At 39.0% G+C, this 19,833-nt stretch carries 17 protein-coding genes and 1 tRNA gene; 17 read left to right on the top strand and 1 reads right to left on the bottom strand.

What is annotated here, in order from left to right; genetic code table 11:
• Window positions 1–775: 775 nt before the first annotated feature.
• Window positions 776–851, bottom strand: a tRNA-His gene (locus V6260_RS18105).
• A 336-nt stretch (window positions 852–1,187) separates the two neighbouring features.
• On the opposite strand from V6260_RS18105, the gene V6260_RS18100 reads away from it, so the two are divergent.
• The 17 genes from V6260_RS18100 (at window position 1,188) to V6260_RS18020 (ending at window position 19,358) form a co-directional block, all read left to right on the top strand.
• Entirely contained in the window at window positions 1,188–2,006 is an 819-nt protein-coding gene (locus tag V6260_RS18100; protein WP_341595511.1) for a mechanosensitive ion channel family protein, read from the top strand.
• A 29-nt stretch (window positions 2,007–2,035) separates the two neighbouring features.
• On the top strand, window positions 2,036–2,818 hold the full coding sequence (locus V6260_RS18095; protein WP_341595510.1) for a DUF481 domain-containing protein: 783 nt from the start codon (window positions 2,036–2,038) through the stop codon (window positions 2,816–2,818).
• 133 nt (window positions 2,819–2,951) lie between these two features.
• Window positions 2,952–5,645, top strand: coding sequence for an SLBB domain-containing protein (locus V6260_RS18090; RefSeq protein WP_425355715.1), 2,694 nt, complete (start codon window positions 2,952–2,954; stop codon window positions 5,643–5,645).
• Between the two features lie 25 nt (window positions 5,646–5,670).
• Window positions 5,671–6,714: a nitroreductase family protein gene (locus tag V6260_RS18085; RefSeq protein WP_341595508.1), complete on the top strand. Its 1,044-nt coding sequence runs from the start codon at window positions 5,671–5,673 to the stop codon at window positions 6,712–6,714.
• A gap of 67 nt (window positions 6,715–6,781) precedes the next feature.
• On the top strand, window positions 6,782–7,177 hold the full coding sequence (gspG, locus tag V6260_RS18080; protein ID WP_341595507.1) for a type II secretion system major pseudopilin GspG: 396 nt from the start codon (window positions 6,782–6,784) through the stop codon (window positions 7,175–7,177).
• Complete coding sequence (locus tag V6260_RS18075; RefSeq protein WP_341595506.1) at window positions 7,174–8,835, top strand: GspE/PulE family protein; 1,662 nt, start codon at window positions 7,174–7,176, stop codon at window positions 8,833–8,835. Before gspG ends, V6260_RS18075 begins: the two co-directional genes overlap by 4 nt.
• Window positions 8,835–10,034: a type II secretion system F family protein gene (locus V6260_RS18070; RefSeq protein ID WP_341595505.1), complete on the top strand. Its 1,200-nt coding sequence runs from the start codon at window positions 8,835–8,837 to the stop codon at window positions 10,032–10,034. Before V6260_RS18075 ends, V6260_RS18070 begins: the two co-directional genes overlap by 1 nt.
• Window positions 10,018–10,428 (top strand): type II secretion system protein, encoded by a 411-nt coding sequence (locus V6260_RS18065; protein WP_341595504.1) that lies wholly within the window; start codon window positions 10,018–10,020, stop codon window positions 10,426–10,428. The genes V6260_RS18070 and V6260_RS18065 overlap by 17 nt, the downstream gene beginning before the upstream one ends.
• Complete coding sequence (locus tag V6260_RS18060) at window positions 10,415–10,816, top strand: type II secretion system protein (RefSeq protein ID WP_341595503.1); 402 nt, start codon at window positions 10,415–10,417, stop codon at window positions 10,814–10,816. The genes V6260_RS18065 and V6260_RS18060 overlap by 14 nt, the downstream gene beginning before the upstream one ends.
• Entirely contained in the window at window positions 10,810–11,520 is a 711-nt protein-coding gene (locus V6260_RS18055; protein WP_341595502.1) for a prepilin-type N-terminal cleavage/methylation domain-containing protein, read from the top strand. The genes V6260_RS18060 and V6260_RS18055 overlap by 7 nt, the downstream gene beginning before the upstream one ends.
• Window positions 11,520–12,413, top strand: a complete 894-nt coding sequence (locus V6260_RS18050; RefSeq protein WP_341595501.1) for a hypothetical protein — start codon at window positions 11,520–11,522, stop codon at window positions 12,411–12,413. Before V6260_RS18055 ends, V6260_RS18050 begins: the two co-directional genes overlap by 1 nt.
• Window positions 12,414–12,451: 38 nt before the next feature.
• A complete protein-coding gene (locus V6260_RS18045; RefSeq protein ID WP_341595500.1) occupies window positions 12,452–13,525 on the top strand; it encodes a hypothetical protein in 1,074 nt (357 codons plus the stop codon).
• Window positions 13,515–14,099: a hypothetical protein gene (locus V6260_RS18040; RefSeq protein ID WP_341595499.1), complete on the top strand. Its 585-nt coding sequence runs from the start codon at window positions 13,515–13,517 to the stop codon at window positions 14,097–14,099. Before V6260_RS18045 ends, V6260_RS18040 begins: the two co-directional genes overlap by 11 nt.
• A complete protein-coding gene (locus V6260_RS18035; protein ID WP_341595498.1) occupies window positions 14,096–14,578 on the top strand; it encodes a hypothetical protein in 483 nt (160 codons plus the stop codon). The genes V6260_RS18040 and V6260_RS18035 overlap by 4 nt, the downstream gene beginning before the upstream one ends.
• Window positions 14,562–16,643: a secretin N-terminal domain-containing protein gene (locus V6260_RS18030; RefSeq protein WP_341595497.1), complete on the top strand. Its 2,082-nt coding sequence runs from the start codon at window positions 14,562–14,564 to the stop codon at window positions 16,641–16,643. The genes V6260_RS18035 and V6260_RS18030 overlap by 17 nt, the downstream gene beginning before the upstream one ends.
• Window positions 16,644–17,256: 613 nt before the next feature.
• The gene (locus V6260_RS18025) at window positions 17,257–18,633 is read left to right on the top strand and encodes a hypothetical protein (RefSeq protein ID WP_341595496.1); all 1,377 of its coding nucleotides are present in this window, start codon (window positions 17,257–17,259) and stop codon (window positions 18,631–18,633) included.
• 86 nt (window positions 18,634–18,719) lie between these two features.
• Complete coding sequence (locus V6260_RS18020) at window positions 18,720–19,358, top strand: hypothetical protein (RefSeq protein WP_341595495.1); 639 nt, start codon at window positions 18,720–18,722, stop codon at window positions 19,356–19,358.
• Window positions 19,359–19,833: the final 475 nt, after the last annotated feature.

Here is a 19,833-nt window from a genome sequence, read left to right as displayed (position 1 = left end):
TCGCATTAAAAAGCGCGGCGTAAAGCCCCGCCTACATATCGCGTAGGCGGGAGTTCTCCTCGCGCGGGTTTATCGTAGAGCTTACCTCGTGTTCTTAATGTATTAAAAAGCGCGGCGTAAAGCCCCGCCCACAACATAACTCGCATTAACAAGCGCGGCATAAAGCCCCGCCTACATATCGCGTAGGCGGGAGTTTACCTCGCGCATGTTTTAACTTGGGGGTACTCATCATTAGGTCTTTGTTTATGGTGTGTTTTTAATTTATTAATAATATAAGTTAACAGTAGGTTTAAAGCACATGTTTTACATCGAATATGCTTAATAAATAATGGCTTTACCTTGAGGGCACTTAAGTTTTATGTCGTTATGGTAAGCTCCCTGGCACTTTAAACATGATTAGCTATTTGAAGTATCATAACTAACTCATGAGCATATGGAAAAATGACGCGTTGAATATATGCATTATTACAATTTAGAAAGGCTTTATATAGCTAGTAATGTGTCATCGCTAGTCGAGTATGGAGGCTTTTTAGGAAAAGCATTTGCAGGAGTTTTCCAATTCAATATAGAACCCTTGCTCATTTGTTAACGCCATCTGATTAACCGTGGACGTAATAGTAATGTGGAGTAAATAAGCGTACCTAGTGACTCACAGGATATGTACCAGAGTTAGTTATCAAAGAAAAAAGCTAAAGGTTTAGATCTTATGCGTATAAATATTTTTGGATTTAATTTACTGAAGCGTTAGGAATTTTAAACATTAGAAAGGAAAAGATGGGGCGATTGACGGGGCTTGAACCCGCGACAACCGGAATCACAATCCGGGGCTCTACCAACTGAGCTACAACCGCCACAACACACCTTGTTTGGTGTGGCGCGCATAATACATAAAATAATAATTGTTGTGAAGTATAAAATGAAAAAAAGTGAAATAAAAATAAAGTATGCTTTTAATAAAGGCTAAATACGGCTGAATAATAGCTATATTTTGGGGTTATACCTTTCGCCGCGGCTAAACCTCTCTTAGGTTGAGCGAGTTTTAATCCTAAAAGGTCAACAGGTCCCAATAATCAAACGTATTTCAAATGCTTTTATTAGTGAAAATTCATTAATTAATGAGAATAAATTGTAAATTAATGTATAATAATGCCTGAAAAAACGCTTAATAAATAATATTTGGAGTAAATATGGATTCAGTACTTAATTGGCTTAACGAAAATTCAGGCCTAATTTTACATTATGGTATTCAAGCTGTCATAGCGCTTGTTATATTTTTGCTTGGTAGCCGTATTGCTAAGTTTTGCGCTGGCCTAACTGAAAAAGCTTTCGATAAAAAGAAAGTAGACAAAGCAGTAGGCTCATTTGTTTCAAGTATTGTGTATGCAATTGTGTTTGCCGCAACTATTTTAATGGCGCTTTCACAAATTGGTATTGAAACAACTTCATTTATTGCCATTTTAGGTGCTGCAGGTTTAGCAGTAGGTTTAGCACTGCAAGGTTCGCTTTCTAATTTTGCATCGGGTGTATTAATTATTTTACTTCGTCCGTTCAAGTCTGGCGATTTTGTTGAAGCAGGCGGTAAAATGGGTACCGTGAAAAAAATCGAAATATTTTCAACCGAATTACGCACACCAGATAACAAAGTAATAATTGTTCCAAACTCACAAATAATGTCGGGTGCTATTACTAACTTTTCTCGCGAGTCTACTCGTCGTATTGATTTAGTTATTGGTGTTGGCTACGATGCTGATTTACGCCAAGCGAAAGAAGTATTAAAATCTGTACTAGATGCAGAAACGCGTTTACTTAAAGACCCAGCTTACACAGTAGCGGTAAATGAGTTAGGTGATTCAAGCGTAAACTTTGTAGTTCGTCCTTGGGTTAACGCTGCAGATTACTGGCCTACTTACTGGTCATTAATGGAAAATATTAAAATAGCGTTAGATGATGCAAATATTTCAATTCCGTTTCCGCAAATGGATGTTCATTTACACAAGCAAGACTAATTATTAGTATTTAGATAGGTTATTTTTTAATGAAATTAAAGCTTTTATCAATTTTAGTTGCAGCAACCGCTGCAACTAACGCATTCGCAGAAGATGCAGAACAAAAAACATGGGAAGTTACCAGTGAGCTAGGTGCAATTGTTACCAGTGGTAATACTGAAACAACAACCTTAAAAGGTGGTATTAAAGTATTACATAACCTAGATAGCTGGAATAACGAGTACAAAATTGACGGCATCTACAAAGAAGACGAAATTGAAGACGCTAACGGCGATAAAGATAAGCAACGTACCAACGAAAAATACTCAGCATCTGCCCAAGGTAACTACAAATTAAATGAAAAACACTCTCATTTATTTGTTTATGGTTCGCACGTTTCAGATTACTTTGGCGCATATAGAACAGAGTCAGTAATTTCTGCCGGTTATGGTTTACGTTTATTAAACGAAGAAAACATGTGGTTAAATGCAGAAGTAGGTCCTGGTTACAAATTTTTTGAATACTCAGATAGCAGCACTCAAGTGGATGAAAACGGTAACTTACTTGCTGGCGAAAGCGACAGTGAAGTAATTGCGTTAGGTAAACTTGATTATAATTGGCAAATTTCACAAAGCGCGCGCTTTACTCAATTAGTATCTGTTGAATACGGTGATTCAAATACTAAAACACGTTCAGAAACGGCTTTACTTGCTAAAATTAATGGTTCATTACAAATGAAAGTTGCTTTTAACGTTACCAACAACTCAGATGTTGCTGCTGACGAAGAAAGTACAGATACTGAAACATCATTAACACTTGTTTACAGTTTTTAATACCATTTTAAGTTATATAATGGGTAAGCTTGCTTACCCATTTTTTTTACCTAAAAAATGATGTAGTATGCCGCGGCTATCTTTATTTTTACTGGAAGGAAACTTTGTGAAGTTAATTAAAATTTTTTCGGCGATGCTGTTTTTCAGTACCTTAATATCCTTTTCGGTATCAAGTGCTGAACAAAGTGCTCAGCCAACAGAGCAACAGTTAGAACTATTTAAAAAACTGCCTGAGTCTCAGCAAAAAGCATTGGCAAAAAAATACGGTATTGACTTAACTGCCCTAGAACAATCCAAAGATAAAGATTCTGACGATGAGCTTTCAAACCAAACTGTTTTTCCGCGTAACGATAAAAGCAAAATAAAGGACGAAGAATTTCAAACAGATGAAGAAAAGTTCAAGCCAAAGTCTGACGAGCCAAAACCGTTCGGTTATGATCTTTTTTCTGGTGAGCCAACAACATTCACACCTTCTGAAAGCGCATTAGTTCCTGACAACTATATTGTAGGTCCTGGCGATACATTTACTATTAATTTATATGGTAAAGAGTCTTCTAACGAAGAAGTAGAAGTTGATAGAGAAGGGCGTTTAGTTATCGACAAATTGCAACCTGTTACTGTTACGGGTATGCAATACAGTGAAGTTGTTAAACTAATAAAAACTAAAGTTGAGAAAGAAATGATTGGTATTCAGTCATTTGTTTCTATGGGTAAAACCAGAAGCATAAGAATAATGGTTTTAGGTGAAGCATACTTGTCAGGCGCATACACTGTACCTGCGTTGTCTTCAATTACTCATGCGTTGTTTGTAAGTGGTGGTATTTCTGAAATAGGTTCATTGCGTAATATCCAGTTAAAGCGCGCAGGAAAAACAGTTGAAACACTCGATCTTTACGATCTACTGATCAAAGGTGATAGCTCCCACGACGTTATTTTAAGACCAGGTGACGTTGTATTTATACCGCCAGTAGGTAAGCAAGTTACTGTAGATGGTGAAGTACGCAGACCCGCTATTTTTGAATTAAAAAATAACGAATCAATTAAAGATTTAATTGCGATGGCAGGTGGCTTTAATGGCGCAGCTTATCCACAAAAAACAGTTGTTGAACGTTATACTGGAAATAGCTTTAAAACCATTTTACAAATTGATTTAACAAACCCAGATTCAACTTACACAGCTAAAAATGGCGATAAAATAAAAGTACCTTCTTCAAGCGAAGAGCTAAACGAAGCGGTTACTTTATTAGGTGCAGTAACATACCCTGGTAATTACTCATGGAAAAAAGGCGATAAAGTTAGTCGTTTATTTTCTTCAATAAAAAGTGATTTATTACCGGTTGCCGACTATGAATATGCGCTAGTTGTTAGAGAAATAAACATCAAAGGCGATATAGAAGTTCATCAATTTTCTCCTATTAAAGCTGTTTCTCACGACGCGCAAGAAGACATAGAACTTCAAGCACGCGATAAAGTGGTTGTGTTTAGCCGTTTTCAGTCTAAAGAAGATGAAGAAACAGCATTAGATTCATTAGCGCTGACCAAAGAGCAAATTAAGCTTAGAGAAAAAATCGCCCTGTGGGATGAATTTGAACAAAAGCAATTTTATGAATTTATAGACCTTGGTGACTCACTAGATAAAGAGCTGGCTGAGCAAGTTGCAAAAGAGCAAGAAGAAGAAGAAAAAAATAAAGTAACAGCAATAACTGAAATTCTAAATCAAAAAATAGAGTTAGAAGACGATGAGTTTTCGTACTTCAGCAGAGAAAGGCTCTTAAAGCCAATTATTGCAAAGTTAAATCAGCAATCAAGTTATAAAAATAAAGTGCAAATTTATGCAATTAGAGGAGAGGTTTACCACGAAGGTATTTACCCTCGCCCGGTTAATGCAAACATCGAAAAAGCACTTGCATCAGCCGGTGGTTTAAAAGAGTCTGCATATCTTGAAAGCGCTGAAATAACACGTTTTTCATCAACAAGTTCAGCCATGCTAGAACATGTAAATGTTAACTTAGAAGAAGCCGTTACCAACCCAAGCAGCGAAAAGTTTCTTGTTAAAAGTAAAGACTCTATTAATGTTTATCCAATCCCTAACTGGCAAAAAGGTTTAAAAGTAAGCTTGTATGGAGAGGTTAAATTTCCTGGTGATTACGATATTCGTAAAGGTGAAAGCCTACGAGAAGTAATTAAAAGAGCCGGTGGTTTTACGGAGTTTTCTTACCCTGAAGGGGCTGTATTTACACGCGAAACACTTCGTTTTCAGCAGCAACAACAGCTGAACAAACTCTCAGAAGACTTACGCCGTGATGTAACATCAAAAAGCTTTAATAGCTCAATCACAGATTCATCGTTAAGCTACGACGACATGAATAGCCTAATAAACGATTTAGCTAAAGTAAAAGCCGTTGGCCGTTTAGTTATCAACTTACCAGCAATTGTAGAAGGCAAGTTAGATATACCGTTAGAAGATAGCGACACGCTTTACATACCAAGCAAGCAAAATAGTATTAATGTGGTTGGTGAAGTTAACTTCTCAAGCTCACACTTATTTGACTCATCACTTTCGGTTGACGATTACATCGAACGCAGTGGTGGCTTTAAACAGCGAGCAGACGAAGACCGCGTTTACATTATTAAAGCAAGTGGCTTGGTTAAAATTCCGAGCAATAACTCTTGGTTTGCAGTTAACCGCTCTGAACTATTAGAGCCAGGCGATACGGTAGTTGTTCCACTTGATACAGAACACGTTGATAACTTAACTCTGTGGAGTACAGCAACGCAAATTCTTTATCAAATGGGTGTAGCCGTTGCCGCTGTTGGTTCACTGTAATAATGAACCTGCTAGCTAAACTATAATGAAACGTTTTTTAATTGAAAAAATAAAACGCGTTATCCTAACCTGCCAGAACGTAATATCTCCTTTATGTTCTGGCAACGGGTTTGCCTCAAGCCTATATTTTACTTTTTTTTCTAGAGACTTTTACTATGAGCACAAGGCTATTTTACAAGCCCAACGTGCTTATTTAAAAGGCCGTGGAATACACGGAAGTAGCAGTGCATTATTAAGGCGAAATATTCACCGCCTTGAAAAAGGCCTAATAATGCGCCCCAGAAGAAACGTATTTGCACTAGATTACTTAACCGAAACAATACATGTATACAAAGAAGCTATTAGCAGTCGCAGCGTAAGTGAAACTGAAATTTCTTGGGCTGAATCTGTTTTGCAAGAATACTTTTCGGTTGTTGATTGCAATCAGCCTACTATTGCACAAGCGCATAAGGTATACGCAGACGTAACCGCTAAAAAAGCAAAGTGCCAAAAAGCAAAAATTCCATATCAGTATATTGATAAAGTTAAGCACGACGTAAATTACAATCAATTCATGGGTTTATGTTTGGCAAGACGTTCAACAAGATGGTTTATAAATAAAAAAGTAGAAGACGAAAAAATTAACTATGCGGCAGCTGCTGCATTACAAGCCCCTAGTGCCTGCAACCGCCAACCTTATGAATTTTATATGGTGCAAAGTCAGCCGTTACTATCACAGCTTGTAAAACTACCCGGTGGAACAGCAGGGTTTGCAAGTAATATCCCGTGCTTAATTGCCGTTGTAGGTAACTTATCGTACTACCCACAAGCAAGGGACAGACATGTTATTTATATTGACGGCTCCTTAGCAAGTATGCAATTTATGCTCGCACTTGAAACTTTAGGGTTAGCAAGTTGTCCTATCAATTGGCCAGAACTGCATACTCTTGATACTAAGGTAGGTAAGTTATTAGACTTACCCCACTATAAACGCGTAGTTATGTTCATAGCAGTAGGTTACCCTGATGAGTCGGGATATATAGCTTACTCAGAAAAGAAAACACCTGAGGATATTATCAAAAAGCTTTAAACAGCATCATCGACACCCAAAAACGCTATTGATACAATTGAAAAACACAAATTTATTGGAGTATGTAATGAAAAAAAATAAAGGTTTTAGCTTAATGGAGCTAATGATCGTACTAATTATTTTAGGTTTATTAGGTTCATTAATTGCCCCTAAACTATTTTCTAAAGTAAGTTCTTCTAAAATTAAAACTGCAATAGCGCAAATGCAAATGTTCGAAACCGCAATCGACACATACCGCCTTGATACAGGAACAGTGCCACCTACCTTAGAAGCGCTTAGAAAAAGTGACTCACCAAGCTGGGATGGCCCATATTTACCAAAAGACATTCCGTTAGATCCTTGGGGTAAAGCATATATTTACAAAGCGCCAGGCGACAATGGCGACTTATACACAATTATGAGCTACGGGCTAGATGGCCAACCAGGTGGCGCAGATGAAAACGCGGATATTATTCATAAATGATCGATTTAGCGCAGTTATTAACTTCACAGTTTAAAATAACCCAGGGCGACTTAGATAAAGCAAAGTTGTATCAAAGTAGATACGATGGCCGCCTAGAGCAAATTTTAGTAAATATGGGGTGCCTAACCGAAGACGATTTAGCGCCTTTATATAGCCAATTGCTCAACTACCCTTTGTTTGAACCACAAAGTTACCCTAATTGGAGCATGCCAGAAAATGCAACATTAGAGGTTATGCTGCGCTTAAAATCGCTTGATTGCTTATTAGTTGAAATTACAGACAACAATTGGCAATTAGCGTGTAAAGATCCACTATCATTAGAGCTTGCTCAATATGTGCAGCAACTTAATGTTGATGTTACTATTTTTGTTGCAACCGATGCGCAATTACAAAGTTTTTTTTACGAAATACAAAGTAATTCACAAAACCAAGTAGACGAAGACGAGTTAACCGGCGACGAAGAAGCCCGATTACGAGAGCTCGCCTCAGAAGCGCCTACTGTAAATTTACTCAATTCACTAATAACTAAAGCATTAGCGCGTGGCGCATCAGACATGCATTTAGAGCCGCATGCAGGGCGCTTTAGAGTACGTTACAGAATTGACGGCGTATTACACGAAGTTGAAAAGCTCGCTCCAAAAATGCAGCTGCCCATAACAACACGTTTAAAAATACTCTCAGGGATGGATATAGCTGAAAAACGCCGCCCACAAGATGGCAAAATAGAAATGCGAATTGCCAACCAAGAGCTTGATATACGTGTATCGGCATTGCCATTAAACGATGGCGAAAGCATTGTATTACGTTTTCTATTAAAAGAATCAATTAGATACGACATGTCGGTACTTGGCTTGTCAACCGACACTCAGCAATTAATACAGCAAGATTTAGTTAAAACCACCGGTGTAATTTTATTAACAGGCCCAACTGGCTCGGGTAAAACCACCACCTTATACACATTTTTAAATGAGCTAAATCGTCCTGATGTAAAAATAATTACCCTAGAAGATCCAGTAGAGTATCAACTAGAAGGGGTAAACCAAGTACAAGTAAATACCGACATAGGCTTTGACTTTGCAGCAGGGTTGCGCTCAATTGTACGTCAAGATCCCGATATTATAATGGTAGGTGAAATCCGTGATGCAGAAACCGCACGTATAGCACTACAGTCTGCGTTAACAGGGCATTTAGTATTTAGTACAGTGCATACAAACGATGCAGCCAGTGCTTACACGCGTTTACTTGATCTTGGGGTTGAAGAGTTTTTACTTAATGCTGCACTTGTGTCTGTTGTTGCACAGCGTTTGGCTAGGCGCTTATGTCATCATTGTTCAAAACCAGCTGACAATATAGACGAGCTATTAACGCAATACCCACTACAGCAAGTAGCTAAAAATGCAGGCATAAAGGATCTTAACATTCAGCAAGCCGTTGGCTGTGATAAATGTAATGGCTCGGGCTTTAAAGGCCGAATAGCAATAAACGAATACTTGCGCTGTGACGACGTAATAAAGCAAACCCCAAAAAACGATCAGTTTATTACCAAAGCCCAAGCACATAACGAAAGCTTAAAGCGCAGAAACCTAATGCAAGACGGCCTATACAAAGTAGTAACCGGCGTAACAACCATAGACGAAGTACTTAGAGTAGCAGGCTAATGGAGTTTGAATATAAAGCAATTGATGCCCAAGGAGCGCGCCATCAAGGCGCAATTACCGCTCTTAATAAAGCACAAGCGCAGCAAAAGTTATTAGAGCAAGGGCTTAATGCACTTTCAATTGTACCAATAGCTCAGCAAAATAGCTTAGCAGACCTATTTGGCCAAAAAGTTAATTTAGATCAGCTAGAGTTTTTTACCAGCGAACTGGCCCTATTGCTCGAAAGCGGAATACGGGTCGACCGCGGTATAGATATAATAAAACAAGCAAATGCCCATCCTGCATTAAGCCGCTTATTAAGCCAAATATCGGCCGCATTAAAAAAAGGCTCCTCATTAAGTGAAGCCTTTGGCGAGCACGAAGCGCTATTTGGCCCCTTATACATAAGCTTATTAAAAATAGGTGAAAACTCAGGTAACTTACCCGAAGTACTTAATCGCCTATCAAGTGATTTAAAGTTTCAAAAAGACTTACGTACACAAATTAGTACCGCCCTTACTTACCCAAGCGTCATATTTTTTGTGTGTATAATGGCCGTATATTTTGTATTAACGTTTATAGTGCCAAAAATGTCGGGTATTTTTACCGACCTAAGCCAAGCGCCTTGGTACACGCAAATGATTATCAACGTAAGTAACTTTTTTGTAGACTACCAACTGCTTATAATTGGCGGCCTTGTTACAGGCATAGTAAGCCTTGCGTACGGCCTAAAAAAGCCAGAGGTAAAAAACTGGTTTTATATAAAAGTGTCGCATTTACCCGGAGTGGGTAAAATAATTTTGACCGCAGAGCGTATTCGTTTTTCGCAGTCAATGGCAATGATGCTAGAGGCTGGCTTGCAGCTTGACACAACGCTCGACTTAACCGCAAACACACTAAAGCATCCAGAGCTAAAACGTGACGCAAAGCTTGCATTAAAGCAGTTAAAGTCGGGTAAGCAACTTAGCAGCGTATTGGCTAAAACCCGTATATTTCCTGACTTTTTCTTATCAATAATTAAAGTAGGTGAAGAAACAGGCCGACTACCGCGCGTATTTACCGAAATAGCAAACAGAAGTAAAGACGACCTCGAAAACGTAATTAAAAAATTCACCACCATGCTAGAACCCATAATGCTTATATTTATGGGCGGCTTTGTTGGCGGCATAGTTATTACCATGTTAATGAGTATGGTATCGATAAATGATGTACCGTTTTAATAAACAGCGCGGGTTCTCCCTTATAGAACTTATGGTTGTTATGGCGATCATGGCTATTGTAATGGGCTTAACGGGTGGATTAGTTACAAAAACGGTTGACCAGCAAACACGCCAAGTAGAACTACAAAAAGTAAGGCAACTATTTAAGCGCTTAGGATATCATGCTTATTATAACGGGTATCCTATTAGCTTAAGAATGCAAGAAAGCACCATAACCATCACAGAAAACAGCCAGCAAACAACCATTGATTTTGAGCAACTGGTGTTTTCTCCAAATGACTATACAATTTCTACTAACTCGTCGGTTACTCCTAATAAATATAAAGTTTTATGGAATAGCACCATTCAAGAATTTACCATACAAAGCGTATTTGAAAACTATGAAAGCGAATAACGGCTTTACACTTATAGAAGTGTTAATTGCAGCTATTATATTATTTTCATCATTAGCTATTACAGCTCAATTATTTAGTGCAAGTAGTTTGTCGGCAGATAAAGCCGCGGCAACAGCCCAGTATTACCAACAATCAGAACTGGTAATTACCACTATTAAATCGCAGCTCAGAGAGCGCTTTAAACGAAATAAAAACGCAGATCTACAAGGCGAAATAGAAGCCGCAGGGCAAATATATTCTTGGCAAGCGCTTAAAACTGCAAGTATAACTCCACCTGCACGAATAGACGATATTGATCTTCCTGAGCCACGCTTTGCACGTTTTTTAGTAACTGTTGAACTAATAAATAAAGGCAAAAGCTTTCAATTTGAGACGGTAGCATGGTAATTAAAAAACAGCAGGGGTTTTCATTAATAGAGCTAATGATTGCCACCGCATTACTGTCAATGGTTATGTTTTCTGGCTACTTTGCATATAGCCTCTATACCGACAAATGGCAAAAACGCACCGAACTATTTTGGCAATTAAACAAAAACTCACTTGGCCTTGAAGCCATGTCGCGAGTGCTTGAAGCCACAAGTGTCTATATAGTTAAAAACCAAAACGATAAATACGCCGTTATGTTTAATGGAACGCAGCTGTCATTAACCTTGGTGAGTAACTCACCTATTTTTTCCTCTGGTAGCGCCTTGGTATCGTTTTCTTTGCAAACAAGTAAAGAGGGTAAGTCACAACTTATCTATAAAGAGCTGCCCTTAAAAAACCGTATGTTTATAACAGAACCCGTAAACGTAGATTGGCAAACAAGTAAAGTATTAGTCGATGATATAAAGCAGTTAACCTTTCAATACTACGGCTGGGAAAGTTTATCAAATGCCGTAAATGGTAATTTGGATGGCGCGGAATTAGAGCTAGGTAGTAAGCCTATTTTGCAAAGATGGTACACTCAACACTCATTACAAAACCGCATTATGCCAAGTAAAATATCGGTGTATATAAAAAACAATAACGATCAAGAAACACAAATACAAATAGATTTAGTTACAAGCTCATACACAAACCTAATTTACTACTTGCAAGAGGATGTTTAATGAGCCAACGTGGTATAGCACTTATTCAAGTATTAATAATTACTTTTGTATTGTCATTATTGGGCCTTTACATTAACCAAACTGTGCGTGAGCAAGTAAAAATAACAACAAGTATTCAAAACAAGTTTTTAATGCGTTTAGAGCTTGAAAAAACCGAGGCCGACTTACTTCAAGCGTTGCTCAGCAATAATAAGTACCCAAATAAATCAGCAGTTAACAGCATTACAAGTAAATGGAACTTTTATGGTAAAGAGTTTCAGGTAAACGACAATGCGTATGTAACACTTACCGATTTAAGTTCGTTAATGGGCTTAAATATTAGTGATGCAACCTTACTAAAAAATGTACTGCTGCAAATTGGTATTGACGATGTAAGTGCAAGAGAGTTTGTAGACTCGTTAGCTGATTGGAAAGATAAAAACGACTTAAGCCGATTAAATGGCGCTGAGTCGGCCTATTATAAACAACATAAAAAAAGTTATGTTGCGCGAAATGGCTTTTTGCAAGACCCATCAGAAGTGGCATTAATTAGAGGCGGGGAGCAAATTACGCCTAAATTACTAAATCAATATTTTACAACCGAAATTGTACCCGGTTTTAATCCATTAAATGCACCACAAAAAATACTCAATGCCTTTATAAATGACGAAAACAGCATTCAAAAAGTACTGCAATTACGCGAACAAGGGGCCCTTAAAAGCTACGAGTTTTACAAACTCACTGGTGTAGAGGCAGACGAATACATTACCTTTGCTACAGGCAGTAAAATAAGGGTACAATTGCGAGTTACTTACAATGGCGCGCAGTTAACAAAAACATATACACTTGACGCTACACCGCAATCGTACATAAAACCTATGGTGTTTTCTCATATAAGCTGGAACAAAAATTGAACATAAGTACGTTAACCAAATTAAAGCCTTTAAATAAAATGCTAAATAAGTCAGTGGCATACTTTGCTAATGGTGTATTTAGTTCGTTATTTGAAACAGCGCAAGCAAACGCTCCTAAAATTGTTATTGTGGCGCGTAAGCATTATTCAATACAGCAGCAAAGTTACCCAGCACTTAGCCTAACAGAGTTAAAAAGCTTACTTAAAATAAAAAGCGAGCAAGCAAGTACGCTAAAGCCAATAACAACAATAGAAGTTAATAAAGACATAGACGGCTTTAACGTAACAACAATACAGTTTACTCAGCACTTAGAGTTACTTGCTAAAGCCTGGGTTTTAATTCCCGAAACCACGCTATTGTATAACCATAATGACGACAAAAGTTTATTGCAGTTAACAACGCCTGCAGGTGAACTGTTTTATAGCCAAACTAAAAACACCAGCCACAGCGCTTATGCGCAAGGGTTAATTAATAACTTAGCCACCTACAAGCACAGCGTAGGCATTGCCGATACAGCACAAACAATACATATAAATAATCAACAATACTTTGCTTATTTAGCTAATATGCTAACGCAAAAGCCACTTGCTGAGTTAGTAAAGCAGTGCATGTTTAACTACAAGCAACAAACAAACCCAATAAAACTACATTTGTTATACATAGCCCCTTTACTAAGTGTAACGCTATACATAGCAATTGCATTTGGTTGGCAGTGGTTGAGTGTTTATAACTTACAAAACAAAATGGGCACGCAAAGCGAGCAAGCTAACAAAGTACTTACGCAAAAAAGTGAGCTTGATGCGCTAAACAAAAAAATAGCTGTTTTTAATCAATATATTGGTAGTAAAAGTACCGTGTATGAGCATTGGGATATTATAAATAGCGTATTAAAAAACGACATGACTATAGATATATTTAGCCAAGAAAACGGCCAAATACAATTACGTGGCAGCGCGCCTAATGCCAATAAAGTAATTAACGCAGTGAGCCAAAATCCAAACGTTGCGGGAGTTATTTTTGCCGGTGGCGTTAGAAAATACAAAGGTGAAGATAAGTTTACCCTGCAAATTACCCTTAAAGCGCAAGAGCAGGAGCCAAGTAATGAAAAGTGATTTACTAAAATATAAACATTACTTTATAGCCATTGCAGCCTTGTTAGTGGGGTTATACATTACCGATCCGCTGTGGATAAGCTACAAAGAACTCACCCAAACAAAAGCGCTTAATAGCGTACGCGCAAATAAGTTAAGCACCTTGCTTACTCAGCAAACACAATTGCAGCAGCAATTAGTGCGCGCAAAAGAGCTAAGCGAGAGCATAGCGCCTTATATATTTAATAAAACCAGTGAAAGCGACTTTAAACTAAAAGCGCAACAAGCGGTAGAGCAGGCGTTAAAGCAAGCAAACTGCAACCTAGAGCGCGTTGAGTGGCAGGGCAAAGTGCAACTTACTCCTAATTTAGAGCAATGGTTGCTTACTATACGTTTTAATGGAGCGCCGCTGTGCTTAGTAACGGCAACAAAAGCAATTGAGCTACTAAAACCAACAGTAAGGTTTAAAAAATACGCCTACAATGGTCGCGGTTTTACAGGTAACCCAACAGAAAACATAAGCGCAGATATAGACCTAATAATGTGGAACAATACCCAGCCTGCTCAAGCAGCAATAAAGCAGGAGCAACCATGAAACTACTAATTGCATTACTAAGTGTGCTTGCGGTGTTATGTATAGCTATTCCACAAATGCTAACCGATAACAACGCAGCTAATAGTAGTAACAGCAGCGTACAAACTACGCGCCTTGTGCTACCGGTGCAAAATTTTCCTGTTTCTGAGTTGCAGCGCGATTGGCAGGCAAAATTTGATTTGCTAGAGCAAAAAAAGCAAGCAGCAGCCCAGCCCAAAGCAAAAAAGCCTAAAAGCCAAAATGCACTCACTATTGGTGATCAGGTATTTACATTAATGGGAATATTTAATCAAAATGGCTCAACGTTTGTTTTAATTAAAGACGAGCAGCAAGTACTTTCAAAAGTGACGCAGGGTGATACAATTGGTAATTCGGTTAAATTAATTAGCATAACAACCAGCTCAATCACACTCGCAACGCCTGAGCAAACTAAAACATTTAAACTTTTTCAACGGCAGTCAAATGATAAAACAAGTTAAATTAAATATAGTATTAAGCGTAAGTTTCGCTTTAATGGCAACCGGTTGTGCGTCTATAGTTGACCCTTCAAAAAGCGTAGAAGTAAAAACAGTAAGTGTAGCTGGCTCGTACTTAAACGAACCAGCCCCGACCGAACAAGACGATACTGCGCCTAAAGTACAAGCACCAACCAAAGATGAAAATACCTTTGAGCGTGTACATAACTTAAAAAATGGTCAGTCGCTTACATTAGAAGTTGATTTATCAAAGCAGTTTGACAACAAAAAAATGTATCAGGTGTCGGTTAATGCCCTGCCTTTAAATGACTTTATTCATTACGCGTTGGGTGAGCTTTTAGGTGTTTCTTACTTAATTGAGCCATCTATAAAGGCTAAAAATACGCCTGTAACACTAGAGCTTAAAGAGCAAGTTACGGCGCAGCGTTTATTTCAGCTTGTGCAAGAGGTTTTTGTACAAAACAAAGTAACCATTACCTTAAACGATGGTATTTTTTATATTTTTCCTGAAGATCCAAAAGGCAGCAAATCAGACGTTGCCTTTGGGTTTGGCCGAGAAGCCAGCTCAGTACCTAATGTGGCAAGTGATATAATACAACTAGTACCCACAAAATATGGCGTTTCGACAGGGTTGCGCAGCGCTGTAAGTGGTTTGGTTGATGCACAGGTAAGTATTGATCCATCACAAGGCTTAGTTACCATAAAAGGTAAGCGCGAACAAATATTGCGTGCTATTAGCTTAATTCATCTTATTGATAGTGCAGCTATGAATAAAAAAGCATTAGCGCTAATGACCTTTAATTACATAGACTCACAAACATTTATTACCAAAGCTAAAGAGCTGTTAGAGCTTGAAGGTATATCTGTTGCAAATACCCGCTCAACGTCTTCAAGTGTGCACTTTATACCTATTGAACACTTAGGGCAGGTAGTTGTATTTGCCTCAGCAGATGAAATTATAGACCGTGTAGAGTATTGGCAAAGGCAGCTAGATAAACCAGCTACTGGAGCAGAGCAAAGCTTTTATATTTATCACCCTAAATATGCGCGCGCTTCTGACATAGGCCAAAGCCTAGCGCCATTATTAGGGGATAGTTTTAGTAGTAATAAAAGCAGTGCAACAACCGCGCTTTCTACAGCAAGCACTAGCGATACCGCACCAAAACCTGCAGCCACAGGGTCTGCAAATACAGTGCAAAGCATTGAGGGCGATGGCATTCGCCTAGTGGTGGACGAACGCGCTAACGCATTAATATTTTATTCTAGCGGCCAATACTACCAAGAGCTACAACCTATACTTAAGCAGCTTGATATAATGCCAAAGCAAGTAATGATGGAAGTAGTTATAGCCGAAGTTAAACTAACGGGAAGCTTTTCAAAAGGGGTGCAATACGCCATACAAAGTGGCGCAGCAACCGGGCGCACCGAAAACATTAACTTTAACACTGCAGGCAAGGGGGCGTTTACTTACTCTATTGTGGGCTTGCCAGGTAATATAAGTGTAAATTTATCGCAAAGCGATGGTTTAGTTAATGTGCTTTCGCGCCCTACTTTATTGGTACGCGATGGCGTAGCTGCAAGCATTAGTGTGGGTGATGACATACCTACTATCGGTAGTACCACCACAAACCCGTTAAATAGCGAGCGTGAAACTACCACTATTGAATACCGCCAAACCGGGGTTGATTTAACCGTAACCCCTACTATTAATGCCCAAGGCACGGTTATAATGAGTATTCAGCAAAGTATTTCAAATGTGTCTGACACGACGGGCGCCTCAGATAACCCATCGTTTTTTGAGCGCACCTTAGATACCGAAGTAGTAGCAGGTAATGGCCAAACAGTAATGCTAGGCGGCCTTATTAGCGAAAATAAATCTAATGGGGCATCGTCTGTACCATTTTTTGGCTCGCTCCCGGTGCTTGGTCATTTATTTAGAAGCGACAGTAGCTCAAGCGATAAAACTGAGCTGGTAATACTAGTAACCCCTAAAATAGTGCAAAACACCGACGACTGGCAACGCGTAAAACAAAGCTTTATGCAAGGGCTCGAAAACTTAACATTTTAGTTTAATGTTAAGTACTAAGAGTTAGGTGGTAAGCATCAGTTTATATGTATGTTTTTTGGTAACAAATAAAAATAAACGCTTGAATATTTGCCTATAACAGGCTATTTTAAGCGAGTTCAGTAAAAGTGACGTTAACGTGTTTAAAAAAGCTGTAAAACTAACTATAACTGTACGTAATGTTTATAAGTAAGCCTTATTGTTTTAGTGCCTAATATTAAAGTGCCTATTATTCAATAACCTATTATTAAAGTAACAGGTATTTTTAAATAAAACAGTGCATTGTAATAAAAGTGCCTTATTAATCATTTAAGTTACTTTTAAACTTTTACCAAACTGCTAATTAAGTGTTGTATAATGCACTTAGTTACAATTTAAAACTTGGGTGGCTGTAAGTAGTATGTAATAATTGCCTACAGTTTTGTTACATAGGTAATAAACATGAGGTTGTAAAGTGTACAAACTGTGCGTTTTATAGTTAAATGCTTGACATGTGTAATATAACCCCTTAAATTTGCATTGATCTGACAAACCTCCAGTCAGAACAATAAAAAATCTTGATGTGTTGACTTCATTAACAATACATCAGTTTCATGAAACTAGGAGAATGGAAATAATGAAACTATTCAAAAAGGCACTTTTAGCAACTGCTATCTTTGGTGCAATGGGCGCACAAGCAGCTGACGTATCTGACGCAGTTAAATTCACTTCAGAAGAAGGCTTCGCTGCTGCAAATAACGTAGTTGGCGCTGACGGTTCTGTACGTGTAATCGTTCGTGAAAAGCTAGAAGCTGGCGACAAAGTAACTTTACAATTTGGTAAAGGTTTTGACGTTGATGGTGTTGAAGATGTAGCTTACACTGCAGGTGTTCGTGATGTTTTAACATCAGGTAACATCGGTATCGATAATGGTACTGCTGATTACACTTTCACTCTTGATACAGTAGAAAGTGATTTTGCTAAAGGTAAAGTAGTACTTGTACTTGACACTGGTTACACAGTTGAGCTTGATGAGTCATTTGAAGTTGTTGCTTCTGCAGGCGCGTTTTTAACTACTGCTACTCAATCTAATGCAACACTTACATACTCTGCTGCACGCTGGCAAGATGGTGTTGCTAAAGACACTGTTGGTGATAACACAGGTACTTACTTAGTATTTGCTAACCAGTACGGTGCTACAGTAACAAACGAGTTAAACGGTGTGATTGAGCGTACTGCTGGTGCAGATTTCGTTTCAGGTCAAATCACTACTAGCGATACAGCTGATTCATTCACTGTTTCTTTAACTGATAAAACTGAGTTCTTAGATGCAGTAGTTGATGCAACTACTGCAACTACATTTGAAGTTTCTGGTGATTTCACTGATTTAGTTGCTACTGATGTTACATTTACAGCTACTGGTGACATTCTTGCTGCTGATATTGCTGTAGATTCTTTAACTGATAACTTACTTACTTTCACAGTAACTGATACTGGTGCAGACGGCCAAGCTGGTACTTTAACTGGTACAATTGAAAATGCTACTACTCGTATAGCTGCTGGCGAAGCAATTAAAGCGACGTCTTTTGTTGCTAACGCTGAAGTTGATTACGGTTACACAACTGATGCTGTAGTACTTTCTAATGCTTCACTAGGTAAGTGGATGGTTGATGCAACTATCATCAACGTACCTTACTTCCCAGTAGGTTTTGACGGTGTATCTACTTCAGTTCACTTTGCTAACGAATCAGCTAGCGATGTTGACGTTATCATGACTGCAATCGACCAAGCTGGTAACGAGTACTCTTCAGATGCTCTTGCTGACCTTGCTGCAGATACAGTAACTAAAGTTGGCCAATCAGAAATCATGAGCCTTCTTGGTGCTCCTGCTGGTTCAAAACTTAGCATCACTTTCAACATCGATGCTAACGATGGCGATGTAAATGCATACGCATTCAGCAACGCAGGTACTGGTCGTCAATCACTAGTAACTTCACAACAAAAAGGTAAGTAATTTTTAATTACTTCATTTTGTTTAAAAACCCGGCTTAGGCCGGGTTTTTTGTATTTATGAAAAGGTTATTTTTTAGAGGCGAAATTATGAAATTAAAACATCCCCTTATATTTATCGCTTTATTAAGCACCACCACCGTTGCTGCCACAGCCCCCGTTGCTGGCGCGACCCCCGTAGGCGCTAAGCTTGCTGGCGCAAATAATGCTGGCGCAAAAAAGGATGGCGAAAAAAAAGCCACCGCAAATAACGCCTGCCAATTCGATATTAAGTTTGTATCAGAGCCACAGAAAAAAAATCAAAACATTCAGGCATCGCCTACAGTGAGAATGGACTTAATCCAATTTGTAGGCAAGCAAGTTGAGAAAGGCGCAGTTATTGCCTCAAATGTAACGTGCCAGCACCTTACAGGCCACAGCTACACCGGCTCACAACAAGAATGGGCAGGCTTTATCGACAGTGGCATTAAAGGCTTAATACAAGCAGGCGTTGCAGATATACAATTTACCAAAGTGGGCACAAATGATGCTGCTTACAAAGGCACTTTGGATAATATGGAGTATGTATTTACCGGCGACAATGGCGGTAATAAACAGGTAATTCATAACCTAACCGTACTTGATAAACCAAACAATCAAGTAATTACCCTATCGGTAAGTGGCAACGAAAAAGTAACCCAAGAAATACAAGACGAATATAAGCGTTTGGTTAACTCTTTTAAACCATAATCCCCCGTATTTATATCCCCCACACCCACGTGGGGGAAGCCCCCGCAAATAATAACCACCCAAAAAACACAAACCGCAGGCCGTAGGCGCTGAGCTTGCTGGCGCGAAATGGCGCAAAAATGGCTGGCGCAAAAAAAACGCAATTTTCGCGGGTTGCCTCACGATTTGCGCGGGTGCTTCACGATTCGCACGGGTGGCCTCACGTTTCGCGTGGGTTGCCTCACGATTCGCGTGGGTGGTCTCACGATTCGCGTGGGCAGGCCTCACGATTCGCGTGGGTTGCCTCACGATTCGCGTGGGCAAGCCTCACGCCTACGGGCTGGTGCGGAGTAGGCGCTGAGCTTGCTGGCGCAAAATGGCGCGAAATGGCTGGCGCAAAAAAGATTGGCGTAAGAGGATGAATTTGCACGGGGGCTTCAAGATTCGCGTGGGTTGCCTCACGATTCGCGTGGGCAAGCCTCACGCCTACGGGCTG

The sequence above is a fragment of the Pseudoalteromonas aliena genome, assembly GCF_038155085.1.
GTDB classification, from domain to species: Bacteria; Pseudomonadota; Gammaproteobacteria; order Enterobacterales; family Alteromonadaceae; genus Pseudoalteromonas; species Pseudoalteromonas aliena_A.
This window is presented reverse-complemented; position numbering and strand designations above follow the sequence as displayed.